Genomic DNA, 19671 nt, shown 5'->3' on the forward strand with positions numbered 1-19671 from the left:
GGTCCCTGATAGCGCCCGAAGGACCCCAGGTCCCCATTGCCCAGCAGGGACTGCACCTTGATGACGTCCCGCGGATCGTTGCGCCGCCCCGGCCCCACCGGGCCATCCAGGGAAAAGAAGCTGTCCTCGCGGTTCTTCTTGAAGAACGTTTCGTCGTCTTCGTCGTCGCCCAGGTCGAAGGGGCCCCGGCGGGGCGCCAGGCCCGCGTACAAGCCGCCCCCCAGGCCGCCGGCATCTTCGTTCTCGTCGATTCTCGGATATTCGGGATACATGACATGGTCTCCAGCCTGATGTTTGATGAACGTTCCCGAGCGCCCCCTTCCAATGACGGGGCTGGCTATGGATTACGAGCCAGGTCAGATCGAGACTCGAAGGAACTCATGAATATCATATGTCTATATTCCTTCACGTCCCGACGAATGTCAACCTTGGCGGGCTAATTTGAGGGAACATAACGATCATAGTCCGTATTGCGCCGTTCAGGCCTGTCTTCCGCCACGACAATTCCCGGTTCCAGGACGCCGCCGCACGGGCGAGGTTGAATTCCCCGATGCCGAAGGGGCATAGTCGGGCCCGTTCACGGGCGAAAGGAAGCGGCGGGCATGGGCGGATGCGTGGCTCTGGTGGTGGCGGGGGGACGGGGGACGCGGTTCGGCGGGGACCTGCCCAAGCAATATCGGCTTCTGGCCGGCAAGGCCGTCATCCGCCATGCCCTGGAAGCCTTCGCCGCCCATCCGCAAGTCGATGCGGTCCAGGCCGTCATCCATCCCGACGATGCCACCCTGTTCGCCGAGGCGGCGGCCGGGCTTGACCTCCCTCCCCCGGTCCATGGCGGCGCCACCCGCCAGGAATCGGTACGCCTGGGGCTGGAATCCCTGGCGGCGAGCGATCCCGCCCTGGTTCTGATCCACGATGCCGCACGCCCCCATCCGGGCGAGGCACTGATCGGCCGGGTGATCGCCGCCCTGGCCGTCCATCCGGGGGCCATCCCCGCCCTGCCCGTCGCCGATACCCTCAAGCGCGGCGCCGACGGGCGGGTCGCCGACACCCTGGACCGGGCCGGACTTTGGCGGGCCCAGACGCCGCAGGGCTTCCGCTATGCCGAGATCATGGACCTGCACCGCCGCTTCCAAGGGGCGGAACTGACCGACGACGCGGCGCTGTTCGAACAGGCCGGGCTGACCGTGGCCCTGGTCCAGGGAAGCGAGGAGAATCAGAAGGTGACCACCCAGGAAGACCTGCTGCGCGCGGACCGCGCCGCCCGCCCGGAAGTCCGCACCGGCACCGGCTTCGACGTCCACCGGATCGTCCGCCCGGCCGACGGGGTGTTCCTTTGCGGGGTGAAGATCCCGGCGGATTTCGGCCTCAAGGGCCATTCCGATGCCGACGTGGCCCTGCACGCGCTGACCGACGCCATCCTGGGGGCCATCGGGGCCGGCGACATCGGCACCCACTTCCCGCCTTCCGATCCCCGGTGGAAGGGCGCGCCGTCGGACATCTTCCTGAAGAAGGCCGGCGACCTGGTGGCGGAACGGGGCGGGCGCATCGTCAACCTCGATCTGACGATCGTCTGCGAGGTCCCCAAGGTCGGTCCCCATCGTGCCGCCATGGAAGCCCGCATCGCCGCCATCCTGGGGATCGAGCCGACACGGGTGAACGTCAAGGGCAAGACGACGGAAGAACTGGGCTTCACCGGCCGCGGCGAGGGCATCGCCGCCCAGGCGGCGGCGAGCGTGGAGATTCCGGGCTCCCAGGCTTGAAGCGAAGGAGCCGGTCGGCATCGCCATGGCAACGAAGTAGAATCAGGGCCTTTCGCAAGTTTCCTCATTTATCCAGTCGAGAAAGTCCGGGTTGCCCTTCTCGATGGGAAGCGCGACCACACAGGGCACCTGATAGCCGTGCAACTCCTTGACCTTGGCGGTCAGGGCGTCCACCAGGTCGGGGCGCGTCTTGAGGATGAGCACCGCTTCCTGGTCTTCCTGCAGGGCGCCCTGCCACCAGTAGAACGAGGTCATGCCGGGGATCACGTTGGCACAGGCGGCAAGCCGGGCCTCGACGACGGCCCGGCCGATGCGGGCGGCTTCGTCGCGGCCGGGGGCGGTGATGTAGACCAGGGTGGCGGCCATCTCGTTCCTCTTTCGTGACGATCCCCGTATTGGCGGCGGAACGAAACTACCGTACCATGGGCTTGAAGGGGAGTCTCCGGGGAGGGAAGAATACCATGGTTGCGACCGTGCAACGAACCGTCAGGGCCAAGAAATCCAGGGCAGCCAACGTGATGGCCGAGCCGGCGCCGGACGAACGGCCGACGCCCTCCCAGTTGCGCTGGTTGGCCAGCGGCATGAGCCAGCCCGGCGGCAAGCTGCCCCTGTTCGATTCCGAAGGCCAGAGAATCAGCGAGCGCACCGTCCGGGCTTGCCTGGACAAGGGCTGGGCCGAGCCCTGGTTCGCCAATCCCATCAAGCCCGACTGGCTGGTCTGCAAACTGACTCCCAGCGGCCGTGCCCGGGTGGAAAAGGCCCGGTGACCCGGAAGCACCCATCAACTGCGATGGCAGGTGGAGCCGTTCCGCCGCCGAAAGAAGAGCATCGGGGGATGGCATGAAATACGAAATCCGGCGTCAGGACGACGGCACGTCCATCGTGGCCCTGTCCGGCGATGTGGACTTGGAAAGTTCGGGCGAAATGCGGCAGGTGTTGCTGGAAAACCTGGCCCATGCCCGGCATCTGCGGGTCGACATGGCGCAAGTGACGGTCATCGACAGTTCCGGGGTGGCGGGACTGATCGAGGCCTACCAGACGGCCCGCAAGAAGGGAAAATCGTTCTCCCTGGCGCGGGTCCCCAATGTGGTCGCTCGGGTACTCAAGCTGGCGAAGCTGGACACGGTTTTTCCCGTCGATCCCGACTGATGGGGATCAGGGCAGTTTCTTTTCGACGGCAAAATCCTGGACGTTGACGTAGCCCTTCTGAATGGCATCCAGAAGGGCGTCGAAGGCGTTGCGCGCCTCCTCGTACATCAGGCGGAGTTGAGCCAGTTCCTTGATGACAGTCCGCTTGGGCGAGCGCCCGTCCATGCCGAGGCGAAAGGCGGCCTCCAGGTAGCGAGCCCGCAGCTTTCCCACCGCTACGGCCAGGGCCAGGATGTTGTCGCGGCTGAGTTCCGGGACGTACTTGTGGATGATTTCGCGGTTGGCAAAGCGGATTCCCTGCTCGATTTCGTCCAGGAAATGCTGCTGCTCCATCAAACTCCGGTAGTCGTCGTTGGCGGTCATGGGCATCCCCTCGCCTTTCGTGGCATACAGGCATTAGAATCGCCGATTTCCATGATCGGGGCAAGATGTTGAACGCAAGGGCCCAAGTTCCCAACTGAAGTGTAGGTGGAACGGCGCAAGGGGCGGACGGTGATTAACAAGATCACTTCCCTGATCGTTTGTGTGAACCTGAGGCCGGCCGGCTACAAGCCGTCCTGCGCGGCGCGGGGGAGCCGGGATCTGGCCGACCGCATCGAGGAAGGGTTACGGGCCCGGGGCATCGCCTTGGTGGTGGAAAGGATCTGCTGCCTGGGCCACTGCAAGGAGGGACCGGCTGTCCGCTTCGCGCCGGGCGGAGAGTTCCTGCTGGGAGTTACGGAAGCCGATCTCCCGCACCTGCTCGACATGGCGGAACGGCTCTGCGCGGGCCGGCCGGAACCGGTGGCCAATCCCCTCGCCGACCTGCCGCCGCCTGGCACCTGAGTGCGAAGGTCGCCATGAACGTCCATCGCCGCCATCTCGGGAGAGACTATTCGAGCCTCGATCGGGCCCTGGCGGAGGAACGCGCCTTGGTTGGCGTTACGGTCTCCCCCATGCGGGCGGCCGAGGTCCAGGCCCGCAAATGGACGGCCATCCGGTCCTATTTTGCCGAACACCCCTTCGTGGTCTCGGACCGGTTGAGCCGGGCGGAGCAGTGGCGGCGGGCGGCCGGCCACATCAAGGATGTGCTGGACGAACCCGAGTTGGTCGAATGGACGGCAACCCAGGCGGAAATCGCCCGGCACCGCGCCGAAGGCATCCAAGACCTGCGGCCGCACGGCGACGGTCCTTGCCACGCCGACTTGATGCGCTGGCTGCGCGGCAAGGAATACAAGGCCTTGGCCGTCTTGGGGTGGCTGGAGGCCGCCGAGGCGACAGGAACCGGCGCCGGATTTCGTTAAAGTATACAATAAACACAGATGAGCACATATTGGCATAGATGCTAGGCAAATAGGCCTATGAAATTAGTTTACATCAGTGATGACGGTCACATACAATCCGTCCTCGCGGGTGCAGGCTCTGCCCCGTAGGATGGGTTCCATCGTGAATCCTCCCTTCCCTCAAGAGCACTAACTCACGGCCGGGCCAAAAAGCCCGGCCGTTTTTTTGCGGCTTAGGATTCCCGCCCCATGCGCCGTCCCTAGATCGGCTCCCGTCGACCGGAAATCAACGACTCCAGGCGTTTCTGAGCCTCGACGCGGACCTGCTCATAGACCTCGCGATGGGCCCGTTCGTAGGCTTCGCGTCGAATCTCCTCCAACAGCTCAGGAGCCACCTGCGCCGAAAGCTGAACCGCCGACGGCAGGGCCGTATCGGCCAGGCGCTCGAAGTCGGTGATGGGCACCAGGGCGGCGATGGGCTTCTCTCTTCGGGTTACCACTACCCGTTCGCCACCGTAGGCCACCCGATTGATCAAATCCGCAAAGGAAGCCCGAACGACCGAGGCCGGAAGACGCACCATCGCGACCATGATATTCCCTTTCCTTGGTGTTTCACCTTGTACATAACGCACATCACGCACACACTCAAGCGCCCCAGAGGCGTTACCATCTGTACAAAATGGCACTTTATTTTGTGGCCCCTGGTCACCACTTATTGCAAAACAGATCATGTTGCTGATCTTGCTATTCGCGCCAATGACTCCGAGCCCCAGGATTCCCCTTCGACAAAAATCCAGGAGAGGATTGCCATTGATCCTATCCGGCGCAGACTGGTGATCTTGGCTCGACGAGGGCGACGCGGCGACCAAGCCCACAAGACCTGCAATTTCCTAAGGAAAGCGGCCTAGGTCCATGGTATAAGAGGGCCTAATCCATTGATGGAGGCGATATCATGGGGATGGGATCAAAGAGCCTGTGGGCCCTTGGCTTGGGTGTGGCTCTGGGCGTGGCGCCTGTCCTGGGGGCACAGGCGGACGAGATCGGCAAGGAAGGCGCGCCCGCCAAGGCCGAAGCGGCCGGGCCGGAGGAAGCCAAATCCGATGACAGCCTGATGCGCTTCATGTTCGAGGTCAACAAGGGCATCGATACCCTGTTCATCCGCCCGGTGGCCACCCTTTACCAGGGGCTCACGCCGCCGGAGGCCCAAGAAGGCATTCATAATGTGGTGAACACGGCCCGCGCCCCGATCATCATGGGCAACGACCTGCTGCAGGGCGAGTTCGACCGTGCCGGTGTCACCTTCGAGCGGACGATCATCAACACCACGCAGGGCTTCCTGGGCTGGAACGACGAGGCCGCCAAGCAAGGCCTGCACGCGCACGACGAAGACTTCGGCCAGACCATGGGGGCTTGGGGCGTCGAGGAAGGCGACTATGTGGTTCTGCCCATCGTCGGCCCTTCCACTTCCCGCGATGCCGTGGGCGCCATCATCGATTTCGTCACCATGCCGCCGGGCGTCGGTGCCATCCATGCCATGGACAAGCGCGCGCGCATGGATCAGGAGTTGGAGGCCATCGAGAAGACCTCGGTCGACCACTACGCAGCCATCCGCAGCCTCTACCTGCAAAATCGCCGCTACGAGGTCTCCAACCAGAAATCGCCGGAAACCCAGGCTGCCGGTAACGACTTCCCCACCCTTTCGGCCGAGGACCTGGACAAGAAGTAAAGGCCCAGGTCCAGCCCTACCCGTAAGTTAGCGGGCGAGCCACCCGATCTAGTGGTGTGTTCAAATTTAGAATTAGCTAATATTTCGGATGGACCCGTCTGGCGGCCTGCCGTCGGATGCGGTTCCAGGGATTTCATGCGGGGACCAGGGTCCGAACGGCCGGGGAAGGCGGTTCCGGACCTTCATACGAACACACCGGAGGGAGGTGCGTCTTGTCGAAAAAGCATCCGATCATCGCCGTCACGGGATCGTCCGGCGCCGGCACCAGCACTGTGAAGGCGGCATTCGAACACATGTTCCGCCGCGAGGGCGTCAAGCCCGCGGTCATCGAAGGCGACAGCTACCACCGCTACAATCGCAAGGAGATGAAAGAAGCCGTCGCGGCCGCCGAGAAGCAGAGCGGGTGCAAGCACTTGTCGCACTTCGGCCCCGAGGCCAACCTGTTCGCCGAACTAGCCGAAACCTTCCGGGTCTATGGCGAGACCGGGGGGGGCAAGCGCCGCCTGTATCTGCACAACGCGGATGAGGCCGAGCCCTATAAGAATCTTGGCCTGGGTTCCGGCGACTTCACCCCCTGGGAAGACGTCCCCGCCGGGACCGACCTGCTTTTCTATGAGGGCCTGCATGGCTGCGTGGTCTCCCCCGAAGTCAACGTCGCCCAGCACGCCGACCTGAAGATCGGCGTCGTTCCAGTCATCAACCTGGAATGGATTCAAAAGATACACCGGGATACCGCGGCCCGCGGCTATTCGGAACAGGCGGTGATGGATACCATCCTGCGGCGCATGCACGACTACGTCCATTACATCATCCCCCAATTCAAGCATACGGACATCAACTTCCAGCGCGTGCCGGTGGTCGACACCTCGGACCCGATCATTGCCCGCGACATCCCTACTCCCGACGAAAGCCTAGTGGTGATCCGCTTCCGCAAGCCGGAAAACTTCGGTGTGGATTTCCCCTACCTGCTCCAGATGCTGCAAAACTCCTTCATGTCGCGCCGCAACACCATCGTGGTGCCCGGCGGCAAGATGGGGCTGGCCATGGAACTGATCCTGACCCCGATCATCCGCCGCATCCTGGACGACAAGCGGAAGGCTGGGGGCTGAGGTCCCCGGTCCGTCACGGCTTTCACCAAGGGGGGACGTCATGTCCGTCAAGCATCCGATCATCGCCGTCACCGGGTCATCCGGCGTCAAGCGCGACTCCGTGCGAAAGATATTCAACCAGATCTTCCGGCGCGAGGGCGTCCTGGCCGCCTTCGTGGCCGGCGAGAGCTTCCACAAGTATTCGCGCACCGAGATGAAGAAGGCGGTCGCCGAAGCGGCGGCCAAAGGCAACTTCGATCTCAGCCACTTCGGCCCCGAGGCCAACGTATTCGGCGAGTTGGAAAATCTCTACCGCTCCTATGGAGAAAACGGGACTGGCCAGCGTCGCATCTACCTACATACCGACGAGGAGGCCGAGGCTTTTTCCGACCTGGGCCTCAAGCCCGGCGACCTGACCCCCTGGGAGGACATGCCGCCGGACACCGACTGCTTGGTCTACGAAGGCCTGCACGGTTGGGTGAAGTCGGGCGACGTGGCCCTGGAGCCCCTGACCGACCTGCGCGTCGGCATGGTGCCGATCATCAATCTGGAATGGATCCAGAAGATCGATCGCGACACCAAGATGCGCGGCTATTCCACCGAGGCGGTGGTCGACACCATGCTGCGGCGCATGCACGACTACGTGCATTATGTCATCCCGCAGTTCAAGCGTAGCGACATCAACTTCCAGAAGGTGCCGGTGGTCGACACCTCCTACCCGATGATCGCCCGCGAAGTGCCGTCCGACGACGAGTGCATGGTGGTGATCCGCTTCCGCAAGCCGGAGGAATTCGGCGTCGACTTCCCGTTTCTGCTCAGGGAGTTGAAAAACTCCTGGATGTCGCGCCGCAATACCATCGTGGTCCAGGGCGGCAAGATGAACATGGCGATGGAACTGATCCTAACCCCCATCGTCCGCGACCTGATGGCCAAGCGCAAGAAGGCCCTGGCGAGCTGACGACGGCGGTTCCAAAGGCGGCGGCCTCCGCGATGCCGGAATGCGGAGGCCGGGGGAGCCCGAACGCTCCGCCCCGGCATCCGTCTGCATCGTTAAAGAATCGGTATTTTCTTCATTCCCCCCTCTTGCGAAGCCCCTTTCGCCAGACCCATCTTTGATTCGGAACGGGTGCCGATGTCGGGCCCGCTCCGGTGATCGAAAGGGGTCGGCGCATGTAGCGCGGCTCCGCACACCATGTAGCTTCGTAAAGGAGGATATGGCCATGACGACGATCGACTTTTCCCCCCTCTATCGCTTTGCCGTCGGTTTCGACCGCATGCAGCGCCAGCTCGATTCCGCCCTGGCGGGCATGGACGAGCAGGCGGTTTCCTACCCGCCCTACAACATCGAAGTCACCGGCGAGGATGCCTACCGCATCACCATGGCGGTGGCCGGGTTCGGCGAGGACGACCTGGACCTCACGGTGAAGGAGGATACCCTCCTGGTGTCCGGTAAGGCCAAGCGCGACGAACAGGCCGTGCAGTATCTCCATCGCGGCATTGCCGGCCGCTCCTTCGAGCGCCGCTTCCAACTCGCCGACCACATCAAGGTGGCGGGAGCCAGCTTGGTGAACGGCCTGCTCCATGTGGACTTGGTGCGCGAAGTGCCGGAGGAAAAGAAGCCCCGCAGCATCCCCATCGCCCATCAGACTCAGGCCAAGGCCATCGAAAAAAAGGCCGCCTGACCATAAGGAGAAGGGACGGAGCTTCGGCTCCGTCCCTTCGCTTCCTTCTCAGGCCTTGCCGGCAAATTCGAAACCGGCGTCGGCCACCGCCTGCTTGACGGCGTCCTCGGCGATCGGACCGTCCACCGATACCGTCTTGGCATCCAGGTCCACCGCCACCTGGGCGGCGGGGGAAACGGCCTTGATGGCGTTGGTCACCGAGCGGGCGCAGCCCTGGCAGGTCATGCCGTTGACGCGATAGGTCGCCATGGTTCTCTCCTCAGGTTGAACTTAGCCGGGATTCTGGAGCCGGCCGACGATGGTGGTCAAGGGGACCAGAACCAATCCCTTGTCCTTCAGATGGCGTGTCCATTCGGCCAAGGCCGCGATGGTCGCATCGCGCGGATGGCCGATGCCGATGGCATAGCCGTGTTTGAGCGCCACGGCCTCCAGGTCGGCGAGGCGGGCCCTCACCTCCGCCACGGCGTCCACGTTGTCCAGGAACACGTTGCGTTCGGCGAAGGGAACCCCGGCCTTCAAGGCCGCCTCGGGGCCGGCCGTGTGGCCCACGGTACGGGAATCGAGGAACAGCAGCCCGCGCCGCTTCAATTCCTGCATGACGACGGTCATGCCGCGCGTGTCGGCGGTGAACTTGCTGCCCATGTGGTTGTTGATGCCCACGTAGCCTTCAAGGCGCGACAGGCCCCAGGTAAGCCGGTCGGCAATCTCGGCAGTGCTCAGGCGGGTCGCCAGAACGTTGGGGCCGGGGTCCATCGAGATGCTGGACGGTTCCATGGGCACGTGCAGCAGCAGTTCGTGGCCGTGCTGGCGGGCCATTTCGGCTTGGCGGGCCAGATCCTGGGCATAGGTCAGGAAGGAGGTCGTCAGCGGGCCCGGCAATCCGATCACTTTGGCGGTGCGGCCGCGGTCCACGCCCAGGTCGTCGATCACCACGGCGATCATTCCCTTGCCGCGGGTATCGGGCGCAGCCACCGCGTATTGCCGCCAAGCCGGCAGGCCATTGCCGTTCGCCTTGGCGGGTGGCGTGGCGGTGGTGGCCAGCGTCTCGATGCGCTCCACCGGCTTCAGGGGGACCGGTGGCGGAGGCGGCGCGGGATTCTTGGCGGCCGGAGAACCGGGGCGCAAGGCCGGCATGGGGGGACGCGGCTCGGGCTGGGCTTGCGGCAGCGGACCACCCGGCTCCACATCACCCACCGGCTGGGCCGGTGGGGCCGGTAGCGGCGGCGGGGCGGGTGGCGGCATGGGCAGCGAGACGGTGGTGGTATGGATCTCTTCGGGCAGGGCTTCCTCGTAAGCCAAAGGCGCCCCGGTGGACGGCACCACGGCGGGATCGGGGAGGATTGGGTTGTCGAGGGCCGGGTCGGGCGGAGCCGGCATCTCCATTTCCGCCTTGGGGGGAGGCGGCAGGGGCTTGGGCCGCGAGCCGACCTCGCCCACCAGATAGCCGATACCCAGTGCCGCCAATGCCAACAGGACGAAGACCATCTGCCGCTTCGGATTCGGCCGGAAACGTGGCGGCGGCGGTGGACGCGGCGGCTTGCGGCCGGCCGCCGCCTTGGCCGGCGCGGCCTTCTTGATGGGGGGTTTCTTCTTCCGGGTCGGCTTGCCACTCATGATCGAGGCCTAACCGACCGGCCAAGGGTCGTCAATGACCGGTTTCGACCCGCCAGCGCCTGAGCAGCAGGGAGTTGGAGACCACCGAGAAGCTGCTCATCGCCATCGCCGCCCCTGCCATCACCGGGGTGAGCACCCCGAAGACCGACAGCGGGATCATCACCAAGTTGTAGACGAAGGCCCAGAACAGGTTCTGGCGGATTTTCGAATAGGTGGCCTGGGAAACCCGAATGGCGTCGGCGACCAGGGCCGGATTGCCGCGCATCAGGGTGATGCCGGCGGCATGCATGGCCACGTCGGTGCCGGTGCCCATGGCGATGCCCACGTGGGCCGCCGCCAGGGCGGGGGCGTCGTTGACCCCGTCGCCCACCATGGCGACGGTACGTCCCTGCGCCTTCAGGCGCTTCACCTCGCCGGCCTTGTCGGCCGGCAAGACCTCGGCCAGGACCCGCTCGATACCGACCTCGCGGGCCACGACTTCGGCGGCACGGCGGTTGTCGCCGGTCAGAAGCACCGGCTCGATGCCCATGGCCTTAAGCCGCGCCACCGCCTGCGCCGCCCCTGCCTTGGGGCGGTCGGCCGCCGCCAGCAGGCCGGCGATCCGGCCGTCGACCGCCACCCACATGACGGTCATCCCCTGCTCTTCCAGACGTTCGGCCCGCTCGGCGAGGGCGGACATGTCGAAGACGCGCTCCGCCATCAGGCGCCGGTTCCCCACCACCAGGGACCGCCCCATGACCTCGGCTTCCAACCCTAGGCCGGGCAGGCCACGGAAGGCGGTAACCGTCGGCAGGGCCACGCCCGCCGCCCGTTCCAGCACCGCCCGGCCAAGCAGATGCTCGCTGCCCTGCTGGGCGGCGGCGGCGAGACGCAGCAGACCGTCTGCGTCGCCGTCGAGAGCGACGATTTCCAGGACCCGGGGGCGTCCCTCGGTCAGGGTGCCGGTCTTGTCGAAGACCACGGTATCCAGGCGATGGGCCTGTTCCAGGGCCTCGGCGTCCTTGATCAGGATGCCGCCGCGGGCCGCCGCCCCGGTGCCCACCATGATCGCGGTGGGCGTGGCGAGTCCCAGGGCGCAAGGGCAGGCCACCACCAGCACGGTGACCGCCGTGACGATGGCCGCTTCCATGCCCCAGCCGGCCGAATAGTCCTTCAGCCAAGCGGCGGCGGCGATGGCGATCACCGTGGGCACGAAGACGGCCGAAACCTTGTCCACCAGATGCTGGACCGGCGCCTTGCTGGCCTGGGCATCCTGGACCAGCCGGACGATACGGGCCAGCACCGAGTCCGCCCCCACCGCCGTGGCCCGCACCCGGATCAGGCCGTCGCCGTTGATGGCGCCCCCGGTCACCGCGTCCCCAACCCCCTTGCCGGCCGGCAGACTCTCGCCGGTGAGCAGGGATTCATCCACTTGGGTTATGCCGTCGGTCACCACGCCGTCCACCGGCAGGCGCTCGCCGGGACGCACCACCACCTCGTCGCCCACCGCCACCAGGGAGGCCGGGACCTCCACCTCACGGCCGTCGCGCAGCACTCTTGCCGTTTCGGGCCTGAGGTGCATGAGCGCGCGGATGGCCGCCGTGGTGCTCCGCTTGGCCCGCGCCTCGAGGAAGCGCCCAAGCAGCACCAGGGTGATGACGCTGGCCGAGGCCTCGAAATAGGAATGGACATGGTCGGAGGCGTCGGCCGGGGCGACGCCCAGCAGATAGACGCTCAAGCCCCAGGCGGCCGTGGTGCCCAGCGCCACCAGAAGGTCCATGTTGCCGGACCCGGCCCGCAAGGCCTTCCAGGCAGGGGCGTAGAAGCGGGCACCGGCAACGAACTGCACGGGGGTGGCCAGCAGGAATTGCAGCCAGCCCGGCATCATCATGTCGTGGCGACCGGCCACCATGTAGGCCATCTGGACGAAGAACGGCAGGGTCAGCAGGGCCGATCCGGCCAACATCGCCAAGTCGCGGCGCTGGCGCCGGGCGATTTCGGCTTCCTCCTCGGCCAGGCGGGCGTCGGGGCTCTCGATCACCCTGGCCTTGAATCCGGCCCTCTCCACGGCCGCCACCACGTCCGCAACGCCCACGATCCCTCCGTCGGAGGTAACCGTGGCCCGTTCGGTCGCCAGGTTGACACGGGCGGCGCTCACCCCGGGTAGCCTGGAAAGCTGCTTCTCCAGGCGGGTGGAACAGGCGGCGCAGGTCATCCCGTCGATGGCCAGTTCCAAGGTGCGGTCGGGGACCGAGAATCCGGCCTTGCGGATCGCGTCTGCGATGTCGCCGGCCGCCAGAGTCGCCGCATCGAAGGTCACCTCGGCCTGCTCGGAAGCCAGATTCACCTGAGCGGCGGCCATGCCGGGAAGCTTGGCGAGTTGCCTCTCCAGGCGGGTGGAACAGGCGGCGCAGGTCATGCCTTCGACCGGCAGGGACAGGCTTCGGCGGGCGATATCTGGAGTCATGGACGATCCAAGCCTTTCCGGCAGCTCACGCGAATTGGAAGACCTTGCCGTATCCGGACCAAGGGGCGCTTGACGGCCGGCAAATCCCAAGTAGGGTTGAAGAAAAATTCCGTCAACCCGCCAGCAGGAAACGAAACCATCGCACCTTGAACAGTCTCCCTTTCGAGAATATGAGCGTCCTGCTGGTCGACAGCAACAGGCACATGCGCGGCTTGGTGCGTGGCGTGTTGCATGCCTTTGGCATCCGCGACGTCAAGGAAGTCGGCGACAGCGCCGACGCCCTTAGGGAACTGAAGACCTTCTCCCCTCACCTGATCGTCATCGAGTTGAAGGTCGCTCCCATCGACGGCCTCGAATTCACCCGCATGGTCCGACGCGGCGAGAACAGCCTGGACCGCTTCGTTCCCATCATCATGTTGACCGCCTATACGGAGCGCCATCACGTCACGGCCGCCCGCGACTCCGGAGTCACCGAGTTCCTCGCCAAGCCGATTTCGGCCGAAGCCCTCTATGCGAGGATCTATTCGGCGGTCTACCGACAGCGCCGCTTCATCGACAGCAAGGGCTACACGGGTCCGGACCGCCGCCGTCGGCGTAATTTGGAATACAAAGGAAAGGAACGCCGCGAAGGAAACTAGGCGGCCGTGTCACCCGGCTCGGTCTCGATGCTGAGCACCAGACCCGCCAGCTTGCCGAGGGGATCGTCGAAAGGCGTGGCCGTCAGGGTTCCTTGGCACAAGGTTCCCTTGGCGTCGGGAAAGGACACCCTGTGGATGCGCGACACCCCAACCTCGCCCAAGTCTTCCTCGGACAGGGCCGCGGCGAGGCCTTCGGGCAGAACCTCATGCACGTGCCCCCCCAGCAGGTCGAAGCGCTCCAGGCCGGTCAACTCCTCGAATACCCGGTTGCATCCCAGTACCGCCAAGGTGGCATCGGTATAGAAGACAGGCAGCGGCAAGGCATCGATCATCTGCTGTTGGAAAGCCAACTGGTGGCGCAGCACCTGGAAGGCCGCGTGACGGTCGATGGCGTAGCGCGCCGCCCGGCGCACCAGCGACGAATCGATGTGATCCTTGACCAAATAGTCCTGGACGCCGCGCCGCACCGCCTCCATGCCGATTTCCTCGTCGTCGAGGCCGGTCAGCACCACGATGGGCAGGGACGGCGCCGCCTCCACCATCGCGGACGCGGTCTCCAGTCCCGAGGAATCGGGCAGTCCCAGATCGAGCAGGACGACGTCGAAAGATTTCTCGCCGATCAGTCGCACCGCATCGGACAGCCGCGCCACCCGGTCGACGAGGAAGGCGCTGTCCGGCTTCTCGGTCAGCATCATTTCCACCAAGCGGGCGTCGCTCGGGTTGTCCTCGACGAGAAGAACGCGGATGGTCAGTTCCTTGCGGGTCATACTTAAAAAAGGCCTCTCTTTCCGTTCCAGGTCAAGAGTTTCCGAAAGGCGCCAGGGATGCCAAGGCTTGACGCTGCCCGAAGGGGGCTGCATTCTGGCCTCGCGCCGCCGGGTTTTCCTGCCCGAAAGCTCGCGGGGAACTTGGGGAAAATCCTGGAAGCGATTGAAATGTTTCTGCTAATCGACAACTACGACAGCTTTACCTACAACCTGCTCCACTATCTGGGGGAACTGGGGGCGGAACTGGAAGTGGTGCGCAACGACGCCCTCACGGTCGAAGACGCCATGGCCCGCAGACCCCAGGGAATCGTCATCTCGCCCGGCCCCTGCGATCCCGACCGCGCCGGCATTTGCCTGCCCCTGATCGCCAAGGCCGCCGAGGCGCATCTGCCGTTGTTCGGCGTCTGTCTGGGCCACCAGAGCATCGGCCAGGCCTTCGGCGGCCAGGTCGTCCGGGCCCCCCGGCCCATGCACGGCAAGGTCAGCGAGATCCGCCACACGGGCAAAAGCGTCTTCCGCGGCCTGCCCAATCCCATCCGCGCCACCCGTTACCATTCCCTGACCGTGGCCCGCGAGACCCTGCCCGACTGCCTGGAAATCACCGCCGAAAGCGACGACGGGGTGATCCAGGGCCTGTCCCACAAGACGCTGCCCATCCACGGCGTGCAGTTCCATCCGGAAAGCATCGCCTCCGAGGGCGGCCATACCATCCTGAGGAACTTCCTGGAGATCGCCGCATGACCGACCTGCCCCGCGACATGAAGGCCATCCTCAACAAGGTGGCCGGCGGCGCGGCGCTGAGCGCCGCCGAGGCCGAGACCGCCTTCGACATCATCATGTCGGGCGAGGCCAGCCCGGCCCAGATCGGCGCCTTCCTGATGGCGCTCCGGGTCCGCGGCGAGACCGTGGACGAAATCACCGGCGCGGTGCGCATCATGCGCGCCAAGGCCCTGCCGGTCACGGCGCCCGCCGACGCCATCGACATCGTGGGGACCGGCGGCGACGGCGCCGGCACCTACAACATCTCCACCGCCGCCGCCCTGGTGGTGGCCGGCTGCGGCGTGCCGGTGGCCAAGCACGGCAACCGGGCGCTGTCGTCCAAGTCCGGCGCCGCCGACGTGCTGAAGGCCTTGGGCGTCAACCTGGAAGCCGACATGCCCCTGGTGGAGAAGGCGATCCGCGAGGCCCACGTGGGCTTTCTGATGGCGCCCCGCCACCACACCGCCATGAAGTACGTGGGCCCGGCCCGCATGGAAATGGGCATCCGCACCGTCTTCAACCTGCTGGGCCCCCTGTCCAGCCCGGCCGGGGTGACCCGCCAATTCACCGGCGCCTTTTCCAAGGCCTGGATCGAGCCCATGGCCAAGGTGCTGGGCAACCTGGGCTGCGAGGCCGCCTGGGTGGTGCATGGCTCCGACGGGCTGGACGAATTGACCACCACCGGGCCTTCCTTCGTCGCCGAACTGAAGGACGGCAAGGTTTCCACCTTCGAGGTGACACCCGAACAGGCCGGCATCCCCCGCGCCACATCCGAGTCCCTGAAGGGCGGCGAGCCGGAACACAACGCCCAGGCGGTCCGCGACCTGCTGGACGGCGTCAAGGGCCCCTATCGCGACATCGTGGCCTTCAATGCCGGGGCCGCCCTGGTGGTCGCCGGCCGGGCCCATGACCTGAAGGACGGCGCCGCCCAGGCGCTGCGGTCCATCGATTCCGGGGCGGCGCGCGGGGCGCTGGCCAGGCTGGTGGCGATCACCAACTCATGACCGACGTGCTGACCAGGATCTGCGCCGACAAACGGGACCACGTGGCCCGCAAGAAGCGCGAGCGCTCCCCGGCCGACCTGGAGGAAGCCGCCCAGGCCGCCCCCAAGGTACGCGGCTTCGTCGCCAACCTGGTGCACGAGGTGGGCTACGACCGCTACGGCCTGATCGCCGAGATCAAGAAGGCCTCGCCCTCCAAGGGCCTGATCCGCGCCGACTTCGATCCCGCCGCCTTGGCCAAGGCCTACGAGAAGGGCGGCGCCAGTTGCCTGTCGGTGCTGACCGACGTGCCCTACTTCCAGGGCGATGACGCCTATCTGGGGGCGGCGCGCGCCGCCTGCCGGCTGCCGGTGCTGCGCAAGGACTTCATGATCGATCCCTACCAGGTCGTCGAGGCGCGGGCCCTGGGGGCCGATTGCATTCTGGTCATCATGGCCGCCCTGTCCGACGCCCAGGCCGCCGAACTGGTCGCCGCCGCCGCCGGCTGGGGCATGGACTCCCTGATCGAAGTCCACGACGAGGCGGAGATGGAACGGGCGTCCCGCCTGCGCGCCACCCTGATCGGCATCAACAACCGCAACCTGAAGACCCTGAAGGTCGACCTGGCGACCACCGAACGCCTGGCGCCGCTGGCCCCGCCCGACCGCATCCTGGTCGCGGAAAGCGGCCTGGAGACCCCGGCCGACCTGGCCCGCATGGCGAAAGCCGGCGCCAAGTGCTTCCTGATCGGCGAATCCTTCATGCGCCAGCCGGACGTGGAAGCGGCGGTGAAGAAGCTCCTGGCTCCCCAGACCGGTTGAAAGGTCGGCTCGCCATGCTCAAGGCCCGCATCGAACAGGTTTCCATCAGGGGCTTCCGTTCCATCGCCGAGACCGGTGCGGCGGGACGGACGCCCCCCAATTCGGCGGCCGCCGCGTCACGCCTCGCCAGGAAGCGAGAATATTCCACGAAGTTGGTCGCTTCCGGCCGGATGATTGACGAGGCCTGAGAACCTAGGGGAACCCCGCATGACCGACCTCACCCATTTCGATGCCCAGGGCAACGCGGTCATGGTGGACGTTTCCGCCAAGGACGAGACCGAACGCACCGCCACCGCCCGGGGCAGCGTCTTCATGCAGCCCGCGACGCTCGCCCGCATCCGGGAGCGCGGTTTCAAGAAGGGCGACGTGCTGACGGTGGCGCAACTGGCCGGCATCATGGGCGCCAAGCGCACGCCGGACCTGATCCCCCTCTGCCATCCCATCGCCCTCACGTCGGTGTCGGTCGAACTGTACTGCGATCCCGGCCGGAACACGGTCGACATCGAAGCCACCTGCCGGCTGAAGGGCCGGACCGGCGTCGAGATGGAAGCCCTGACCGCCGTGGCGGTCGCCGCCCTTACCGTCTATGATATGTGCAAGGCCGTCGATCGCGGCATGCGGATCGCGGATATTCGCCTGGTCCACAAGGCCGGCGGGAAATCGGGAGAGTTCACGGGCGACTGAGGGGGGACTGCCTTGGCCGAGGGGACGCGGGCCTATCACGTCAAGTACCGCGTGCTGATTCCCTTCGCCCTCGTGCTGGCGGGGATCGTGGGTGCCTTCGTGCTCACCGCTCATCTCCAGGAGGAACGGCGCCACCGGGCCGCCATCGCGGAGTATCTCTCCACAGCCCAGCAATTGCATCTTCAGAAGATGGACGTCCTGGCCAATATCCTGGAGGCTCTTCTCGAGTCCCTGGCGGACAAGGCTCCCTTCCAGCACGGCTTCGCCACCGGCGACCGGGACCGCCTGCTGGCGGCGGCCCTTCCGGCTTTCCAGGCCGCGAAGGAAAAGTATCGGGTCACCCATTTCTATTTCATGGACGCCGACCGCCGGGTCTTCCTGCGGGTCCACCAGCCGCAGCGGACCGGCGACGTCATCGAGCGCGCGACCGCCCTGGACGCCGCCCGGACCGGCAGGACCTCGACCGGCCTGGAACTGGGGCCGCTCGGCACCTTGACCCTGCGGGCCGTCCGTCCCTGGGACAAGGACGGCCGGCGCATCGGCTACCTGGAACTCGGCATCGAGATCGAGGATATCGTCGCCGACATCCGCAATGCCATGGGCCGGGACATGCTGGTTCTCGTCCGCAAGGACCTTCTGAAGGCGGACGACTGGGCGGCCGGCATGAAAATGCTGGGCCGTAGCAGCGAATGGGATCGGTTGCCCGGCCTTGCGGTGGTCTTGAATACCCTGCCGACTTTGCCGGCCGCGTTGCGGAATTGGTTGGCCGGCGCGATGCCCCTTTCCCGGCATCATTTCGAGTTCGTCCACGACGGCAAGAGCTTCCTGGCCGGTGGACTGCCCATCCTGGATTCCCGTCTGCAGGAAATCGGAAACTTCGTCGTGGTCGCCGACACCACCGCTTCCCGAATCTCCTATACGGAGACCCTGCGGCTGACCGCAGCCCTCAGTATCCTGGCGGGCATAGCCGTCTTCGCCCTCTTGTCGAGGGTCCTGGGAAGAGTGGAGCAACAATTGGAAGGGGCTTGGCTGCTGCTGGAGGAACGGGTCGAGGAGCGGACCCGGGAACTGAGCGCCGAAATCGCCCGCCGTTTCCAGATCGAACTGGACCTGCGCCGCGCCAACGAGGAACTGGAGCGGGTCGCCCACGTGGCCGCTCACGATTTGCAGGAACCGGCCCGTTCGGTCATCAGCTTCGCCCAGTTGCTGTCCAAGCGCTACGGCTCGTCCTTGGGGGATGAGGCGCGGGAATACCTGGGTTTCCTGGTGGCCGATGCCCGGCGCATGCGTAATCTGGTGAAGGACTTGTTGTCCTACGCCCAGCTCTGGAGCAGCGAAGCCGGCCAGCGTGAAGCCGTCGCCACCGGGCGCGCGGTGGTCGCCGCCATGTCGGCCCTGGAAGAACCGGTCTTGGCCACCGAGGCCCATATTTCCGTAGCTCCCGATCTGCCGACGGTGACGGCGGAACGTCCGCAGATCGTCGAACTGTTCCGCCAGTTGCTCGACAACGCCCTGAAGTTCCGCCATCCGGCCCGCCGACCGGTCATCAACGTCTCTGCCCGGCCCCAGGACGGCCATTGGGAATTCTCGGTCGCCGACAACGGCATCGGCATCGATCCCCAATACCAGGACAAGGTCTTCGTCGCCTTCCGCCGGCTGCATACGGGCGACGCCTATTCGGGCAGCGGAGTCGGCTTGGCCATGGCGCGCCGCATCGTGGAGCGCCACCATGGCCGCATCTGGGTGGAGTCCACCCCCGACCGGGGCACCGTCGTCCGCTTCACCCTGCCGGTCCACGCACCGGCTTCGAGCGCGGAAACCGAGGTTGCATGAATTCCGTCTCAGACGCCCAGAACAAGGTCGCAGGGGAATCGGGTTAAGGCGGAAAGTCCTGCCAGGCGGGTTTCCGCGCCTTTTGCGATGGCACGCCGCAAGGTTTCCGTCTATACTGCCGGGGCGTCCGTCCGTTGTCGCGGATGCGGACCGGCGGGGTGTCTCACCACCGCCGCCGGTCCTGACCATAACTGCCTAACGAGGAGGCTGTCATGGCTATCCATGACTTTAGCCCATACCCTTCCTTTTCCCAAGCGCCGCCCTTTGGTGGCGCCGGATTTGGCATGGTTGGGGGTTAGGACGGGGGCGGGGCGGGCCGGATCGGCACCCCATGCCCCGGCCCGTTTCCCCGCTCCCGTCCGCCCCGGGGCTGGGGGACGCACATGCCTTGGATGCTGCTGGCGGCCCTGCTGTGGGCCGCGCCGGCCTTGGCCGAGACCCTGCCGGGTCCCTATCCGGCCG

The 19671-nt window shown here is 65.8% G+C and carries 23 protein-coding genes; 15 read left to right on the plus strand and 8 right to left on the minus strand.

Translation table 11 applies throughout. From position 1 onward, the window contains the following. Positions 1 to 272 (minus strand): hypothetical protein (locus tag H7841_14235; protein MEO5338031.1); only part of this gene is annotated, 272 nt, incomplete at its 3' end. Positions 273 to 602: 330 nt separating this feature from the next. On the opposite strand from H7841_14235, the gene H7841_14240 reads away from it, so the two are divergent. Next, positions 603 to 1760: a bifunctional 2-C-methyl-D-erythritol 4-phosphate cytidylyltransferase/2-C-methyl-D-erythritol 2,4-cyclodiphosphate synthase gene (locus tag H7841_14240; GenBank protein MEO5338032.1), complete on the plus strand. Its 1158-nt coding sequence runs from the start codon at positions 603 to 605 to the stop codon at positions 1758 to 1760. Between the two features lie 42 nt (positions 1761 to 1802). Here H7841_14240 and H7841_14245 read toward each other — a convergent pair whose 3' ends face one another. Next, on the minus strand, positions 1803 to 2126 hold the full coding sequence (locus H7841_14245; GenBank protein MEO5338033.1) for a divalent-cation tolerance protein CutA: 324 nt from the start codon (positions 2124 to 2126) through the stop codon (positions 1803 to 1805). Between the two features lie 152 nt (positions 2127 to 2278). Between H7841_14245 and H7841_14250 the strand changes: the two genes are divergently transcribed. Beyond that, positions 2279 to 2527: a hypothetical protein gene (locus tag H7841_14250; protein MEO5338034.1), complete on the plus strand. Its 249-nt coding sequence runs from the start codon at positions 2279 to 2281 to the stop codon at positions 2525 to 2527. 73 nt (positions 2528 to 2600) lie between these two features. Beyond that, positions 2601 to 2909, plus strand: coding sequence for an STAS domain-containing protein (locus H7841_14255; protein ID MEO5338035.1), 309 nt, complete (start codon positions 2601 to 2603; stop codon positions 2907 to 2909). Between the two features lie 6 nt (positions 2910 to 2915). Here H7841_14255 and H7841_14260 read toward each other — a convergent pair whose 3' ends face one another. Next, entirely contained in the window at positions 2916 to 3272 is a 357-nt protein-coding gene (locus H7841_14260; GenBank protein ID MEO5338036.1) for a hypothetical protein, read from the minus strand. A 105-nt stretch (positions 3273 to 3377) separates the two neighbouring features. Between H7841_14260 and H7841_14265 the strand changes: the two genes are divergently transcribed. Both H7841_14265 and H7841_14270 read left to right on the plus strand, forming a co-directional pair. Then, the gene (locus H7841_14265) at positions 3378 to 3734 is read left to right on the plus strand and encodes a (2Fe-2S) ferredoxin domain-containing protein (GenBank protein ID MEO5338037.1); all 357 of its coding nucleotides are present in this window, start codon (positions 3378 to 3380) and stop codon (positions 3732 to 3734) included. A gap of 14 nt (positions 3735 to 3748) precedes the next feature. Then, a complete protein-coding gene (locus H7841_14270) occupies positions 3749 to 4192 on the plus strand; it encodes a hypothetical protein (GenBank protein MEO5338038.1) in 444 nt (147 codons plus the stop codon). Positions 4193 to 4431: 239 nt separating this feature from the next. Here H7841_14270 and H7841_14275 read toward each other — a convergent pair whose 3' ends face one another. After that, entirely contained in the window at positions 4432 to 4761 is a 330-nt protein-coding gene (locus tag H7841_14275) for a type II toxin-antitoxin system Phd/YefM family antitoxin (GenBank protein MEO5338039.1), read from the minus strand. A gap of 362 nt (positions 4762 to 5123) precedes the next feature. Between H7841_14275 and H7841_14280 the strand changes: the two genes are divergently transcribed. The 4 genes from H7841_14280 (at position 5124) to H7841_14295 (ending at position 8667) form a co-directional block, all read left to right on the plus strand. Beyond that, positions 5124 to 5897, plus strand: a complete 774-nt coding sequence (locus tag H7841_14280; GenBank protein MEO5338040.1) for a VacJ family lipoprotein — start codon at positions 5124 to 5126, stop codon at positions 5895 to 5897. A 212-nt stretch (positions 5898 to 6109) separates the two neighbouring features. Next, positions 6110 to 7006, plus strand: a complete 897-nt coding sequence (locus tag H7841_14285) for a phosphoribulokinase (GenBank protein ID MEO5338041.1) — start codon at positions 6110 to 6112, stop codon at positions 7004 to 7006. A gap of 40 nt (positions 7007 to 7046) precedes the next feature. Further along, positions 7047 to 7943, plus strand: a complete 897-nt coding sequence (locus H7841_14290) for a phosphoribulokinase (GenBank protein ID MEO5338042.1) — start codon at positions 7047 to 7049, stop codon at positions 7941 to 7943. Between the two features lie 262 nt (positions 7944 to 8205). Continuing rightward, positions 8206 to 8667, plus strand: a complete 462-nt coding sequence (locus H7841_14295; GenBank protein MEO5338043.1) for an Hsp20 family protein — start codon at positions 8206 to 8208, stop codon at positions 8665 to 8667. 48 nt (positions 8668 to 8715) lie between these two features. Here H7841_14295 and H7841_14300 read toward each other — a convergent pair whose 3' ends face one another. Genes H7841_14300 through H7841_14310 form a run of 3 tightly spaced genes read right to left on the minus strand, consistent with a single transcriptional unit; the run spans position 8716 to position 12727 of the window. Next, a complete protein-coding gene (locus H7841_14300) occupies positions 8716 to 8916 on the minus strand; it encodes a heavy-metal-associated domain-containing protein (protein MEO5338044.1) in 201 nt (66 codons plus the stop codon). Between the two features lie 21 nt (positions 8917 to 8937). Continuing rightward, positions 8938 to 10281 (minus strand): divergent polysaccharide deacetylase family protein, encoded by a 1344-nt coding sequence (locus H7841_14305; GenBank protein MEO5338045.1) that lies wholly within the window; start codon positions 10279 to 10281, stop codon positions 8938 to 8940. Positions 10282 to 10312: 31 nt separating this feature from the next. Next, entirely contained in the window at positions 10313 to 12727 is a 2415-nt protein-coding gene (locus H7841_14310; GenBank protein MEO5338046.1) for a heavy metal translocating P-type ATPase, read from the minus strand. A gap of 170 nt (positions 12728 to 12897) precedes the next feature. Between H7841_14310 and H7841_14315 the strand changes: the two genes are divergently transcribed. Continuing rightward, a complete protein-coding gene (locus H7841_14315) occupies positions 12898 to 13365 on the plus strand; it encodes a response regulator (GenBank protein MEO5338047.1) in 468 nt (155 codons plus the stop codon). Here the strand turns inward: H7841_14315 and H7841_14320 are convergent. Then, a complete protein-coding gene (locus tag H7841_14320) occupies positions 13362 to 14132 on the minus strand; it encodes a response regulator (protein MEO5338048.1) in 771 nt (256 codons plus the stop codon). The genes H7841_14315 and H7841_14320 overlap by 4 nt on opposite strands. A 168-nt stretch (positions 14133 to 14300) precedes the next feature. Here H7841_14320 and H7841_14325 point away from each other — a divergent pair, with 168 nt between their 5' ends. The 5 genes from H7841_14325 to H7841_14345 all read left to right on the plus strand — a co-directional run bounded on the left by H7841_14325 (position 14301) and on the right by H7841_14345 (position 19209). Then, the gene (locus H7841_14325; protein MEO5338049.1) at positions 14301 to 14873 is read left to right on the plus strand and encodes an aminodeoxychorismate/anthranilate synthase component II; all 573 of its coding nucleotides are present in this window, start codon (positions 14301 to 14303) and stop codon (positions 14871 to 14873) included. Continuing rightward, positions 14870 to 15895, plus strand: a complete 1026-nt coding sequence (trpD, locus tag H7841_14330; GenBank protein MEO5338050.1) for an anthranilate phosphoribosyltransferase — start codon at positions 14870 to 14872, stop codon at positions 15893 to 15895. The genes H7841_14325 and trpD overlap by 4 nt, the downstream gene beginning before the upstream one ends. Further along, positions 15892 to 16692 carry an indole-3-glycerol phosphate synthase TrpC gene (gene trpC, locus H7841_14335; GenBank protein ID MEO5338051.1) on the plus strand — a complete coding sequence of 267 codons (801 nt, stop codon included), beginning with the start codon at positions 15892 to 15894 and terminating at the stop codon, positions 16690 to 16692. Before trpD ends, trpC begins: the two co-directional genes overlap by 4 nt. 207 nt (positions 16693 to 16899) lie before the next feature. Continuing rightward, positions 16900 to 17376 (plus strand): cyclic pyranopterin monophosphate synthase MoaC, encoded by a 477-nt coding sequence (gene moaC / locus H7841_14340; protein MEO5338052.1) that lies wholly within the window; start codon positions 16900 to 16902, stop codon positions 17374 to 17376. A gap of 12 nt (positions 17377 to 17388) precedes the next feature. Beyond that, positions 17389 to 19209, plus strand: a complete 1821-nt coding sequence (locus tag H7841_14345) for an ATP-binding protein (GenBank protein MEO5338053.1) — start codon at positions 17389 to 17391, stop codon at positions 19207 to 19209. Positions 19210 to 19671 lie beyond the last annotated feature (462 nt).

It is taken from the genome of Magnetospirillum sp. WYHS-4 (assembly GCA_039908345.1).
Lineage (GTDB): Bacteria > Pseudomonadota > Alphaproteobacteria > Rhodospirillales > GLO-3 > JAMOBD01.

Bases quoted from the DNA above. Each gene is read 5' to 3' on its own strand.
- H7841_14240 (MEO5338032.1), top strand. From the start codon at position 603: ATGGGCGGATGCGTGGCTCTGGTGGTGGCGGGGGGACGGGGGACGCGG.
- H7841_14245 (MEO5338033.1), bottom strand. From the start codon at position 2,126: ATGGCCGCCACCCTGGTCTACATCACCGCCCCCGGCCGCGACGAAGCC.
- H7841_14250 (MEO5338034.1), top strand. From the start codon at position 2,279: ATGGCCGAGCCGGCGCCGGACGAACGGCCGACGCCCTCCCAGTTGCGC.
- H7841_14255 (MEO5338035.1), top strand. From the start codon at position 2,601: ATGAAATACGAAATCCGGCGTCAGGACGACGGCACGTCCATCGTGGCC.
- H7841_14260 (MEO5338036.1), bottom strand. From the start codon at position 3,272: ATGACCGCCAACGACGACTACCGGAGTTTGATGGAGCAGCAGCATTTC.
- H7841_14270 (MEO5338038.1), top strand. From the start codon at position 3,749: ATGAACGTCCATCGCCGCCATCTCGGGAGAGACTATTCGAGCCTCGAT.
- H7841_14275 (MEO5338039.1), bottom strand. From the start codon at position 4,761: ATGGTCGCGATGGTGCGTCTTCCGGCCTCGGTCGTTCGGGCTTCCTTT.
- H7841_14280 (MEO5338040.1), top strand. From the start codon at position 5,124: ATGGGGATGGGATCAAAGAGCCTGTGGGCCCTTGGCTTGGGTGTGGCT.
- H7841_14290 (MEO5338042.1), top strand. From the start codon at position 7,047: ATGTCCGTCAAGCATCCGATCATCGCCGTCACCGGGTCATCCGGCGTC.
- H7841_14295 (MEO5338043.1), top strand. From the start codon at position 8,206: ATGACGACGATCGACTTTTCCCCCCTCTATCGCTTTGCCGTCGGTTTC.
- H7841_14300 (MEO5338044.1), bottom strand. From the start codon at position 8,916: ATGGCGACCTATCGCGTCAACGGCATGACCTGCCAGGGCTGCGCCCGC.
- H7841_14305 (MEO5338045.1), bottom strand. From the start codon at position 10,281: ATGAGTGGCAAGCCGACCCGGAAGAAGAAACCCCCCATCAAGAAGGCC.
- H7841_14310 (MEO5338046.1), bottom strand. From the start codon at position 12,727: ATGACTCCAGATATCGCCCGCCGAAGCCTGTCCCTGCCGGTCGAAGGC.
- H7841_14315 (MEO5338047.1), top strand. From the start codon at position 12,898: ATGAGCGTCCTGCTGGTCGACAGCAACAGGCACATGCGCGGCTTGGTG.
- H7841_14320 (MEO5338048.1), bottom strand. From the start codon at position 14,132: ATGACCCGCAAGGAACTGACCATCCGCGTTCTTCTCGTCGAGGACAAC.
- H7841_14325 (MEO5338049.1), top strand. From the start codon at position 14,301: ATGTTTCTGCTAATCGACAACTACGACAGCTTTACCTACAACCTGCTC.
- trpD (MEO5338050.1), top strand. From the start codon at position 14,870: ATGACCGACCTGCCCCGCGACATGAAGGCCATCCTCAACAAGGTGGCC.
- trpC (MEO5338051.1), top strand. From the start codon at position 15,892: ATGACCGACGTGCTGACCAGGATCTGCGCCGACAAACGGGACCACGTG.
- moaC (MEO5338052.1), top strand. From the start codon at position 16,900: ATGACCGACCTCACCCATTTCGATGCCCAGGGCAACGCGGTCATGGTG.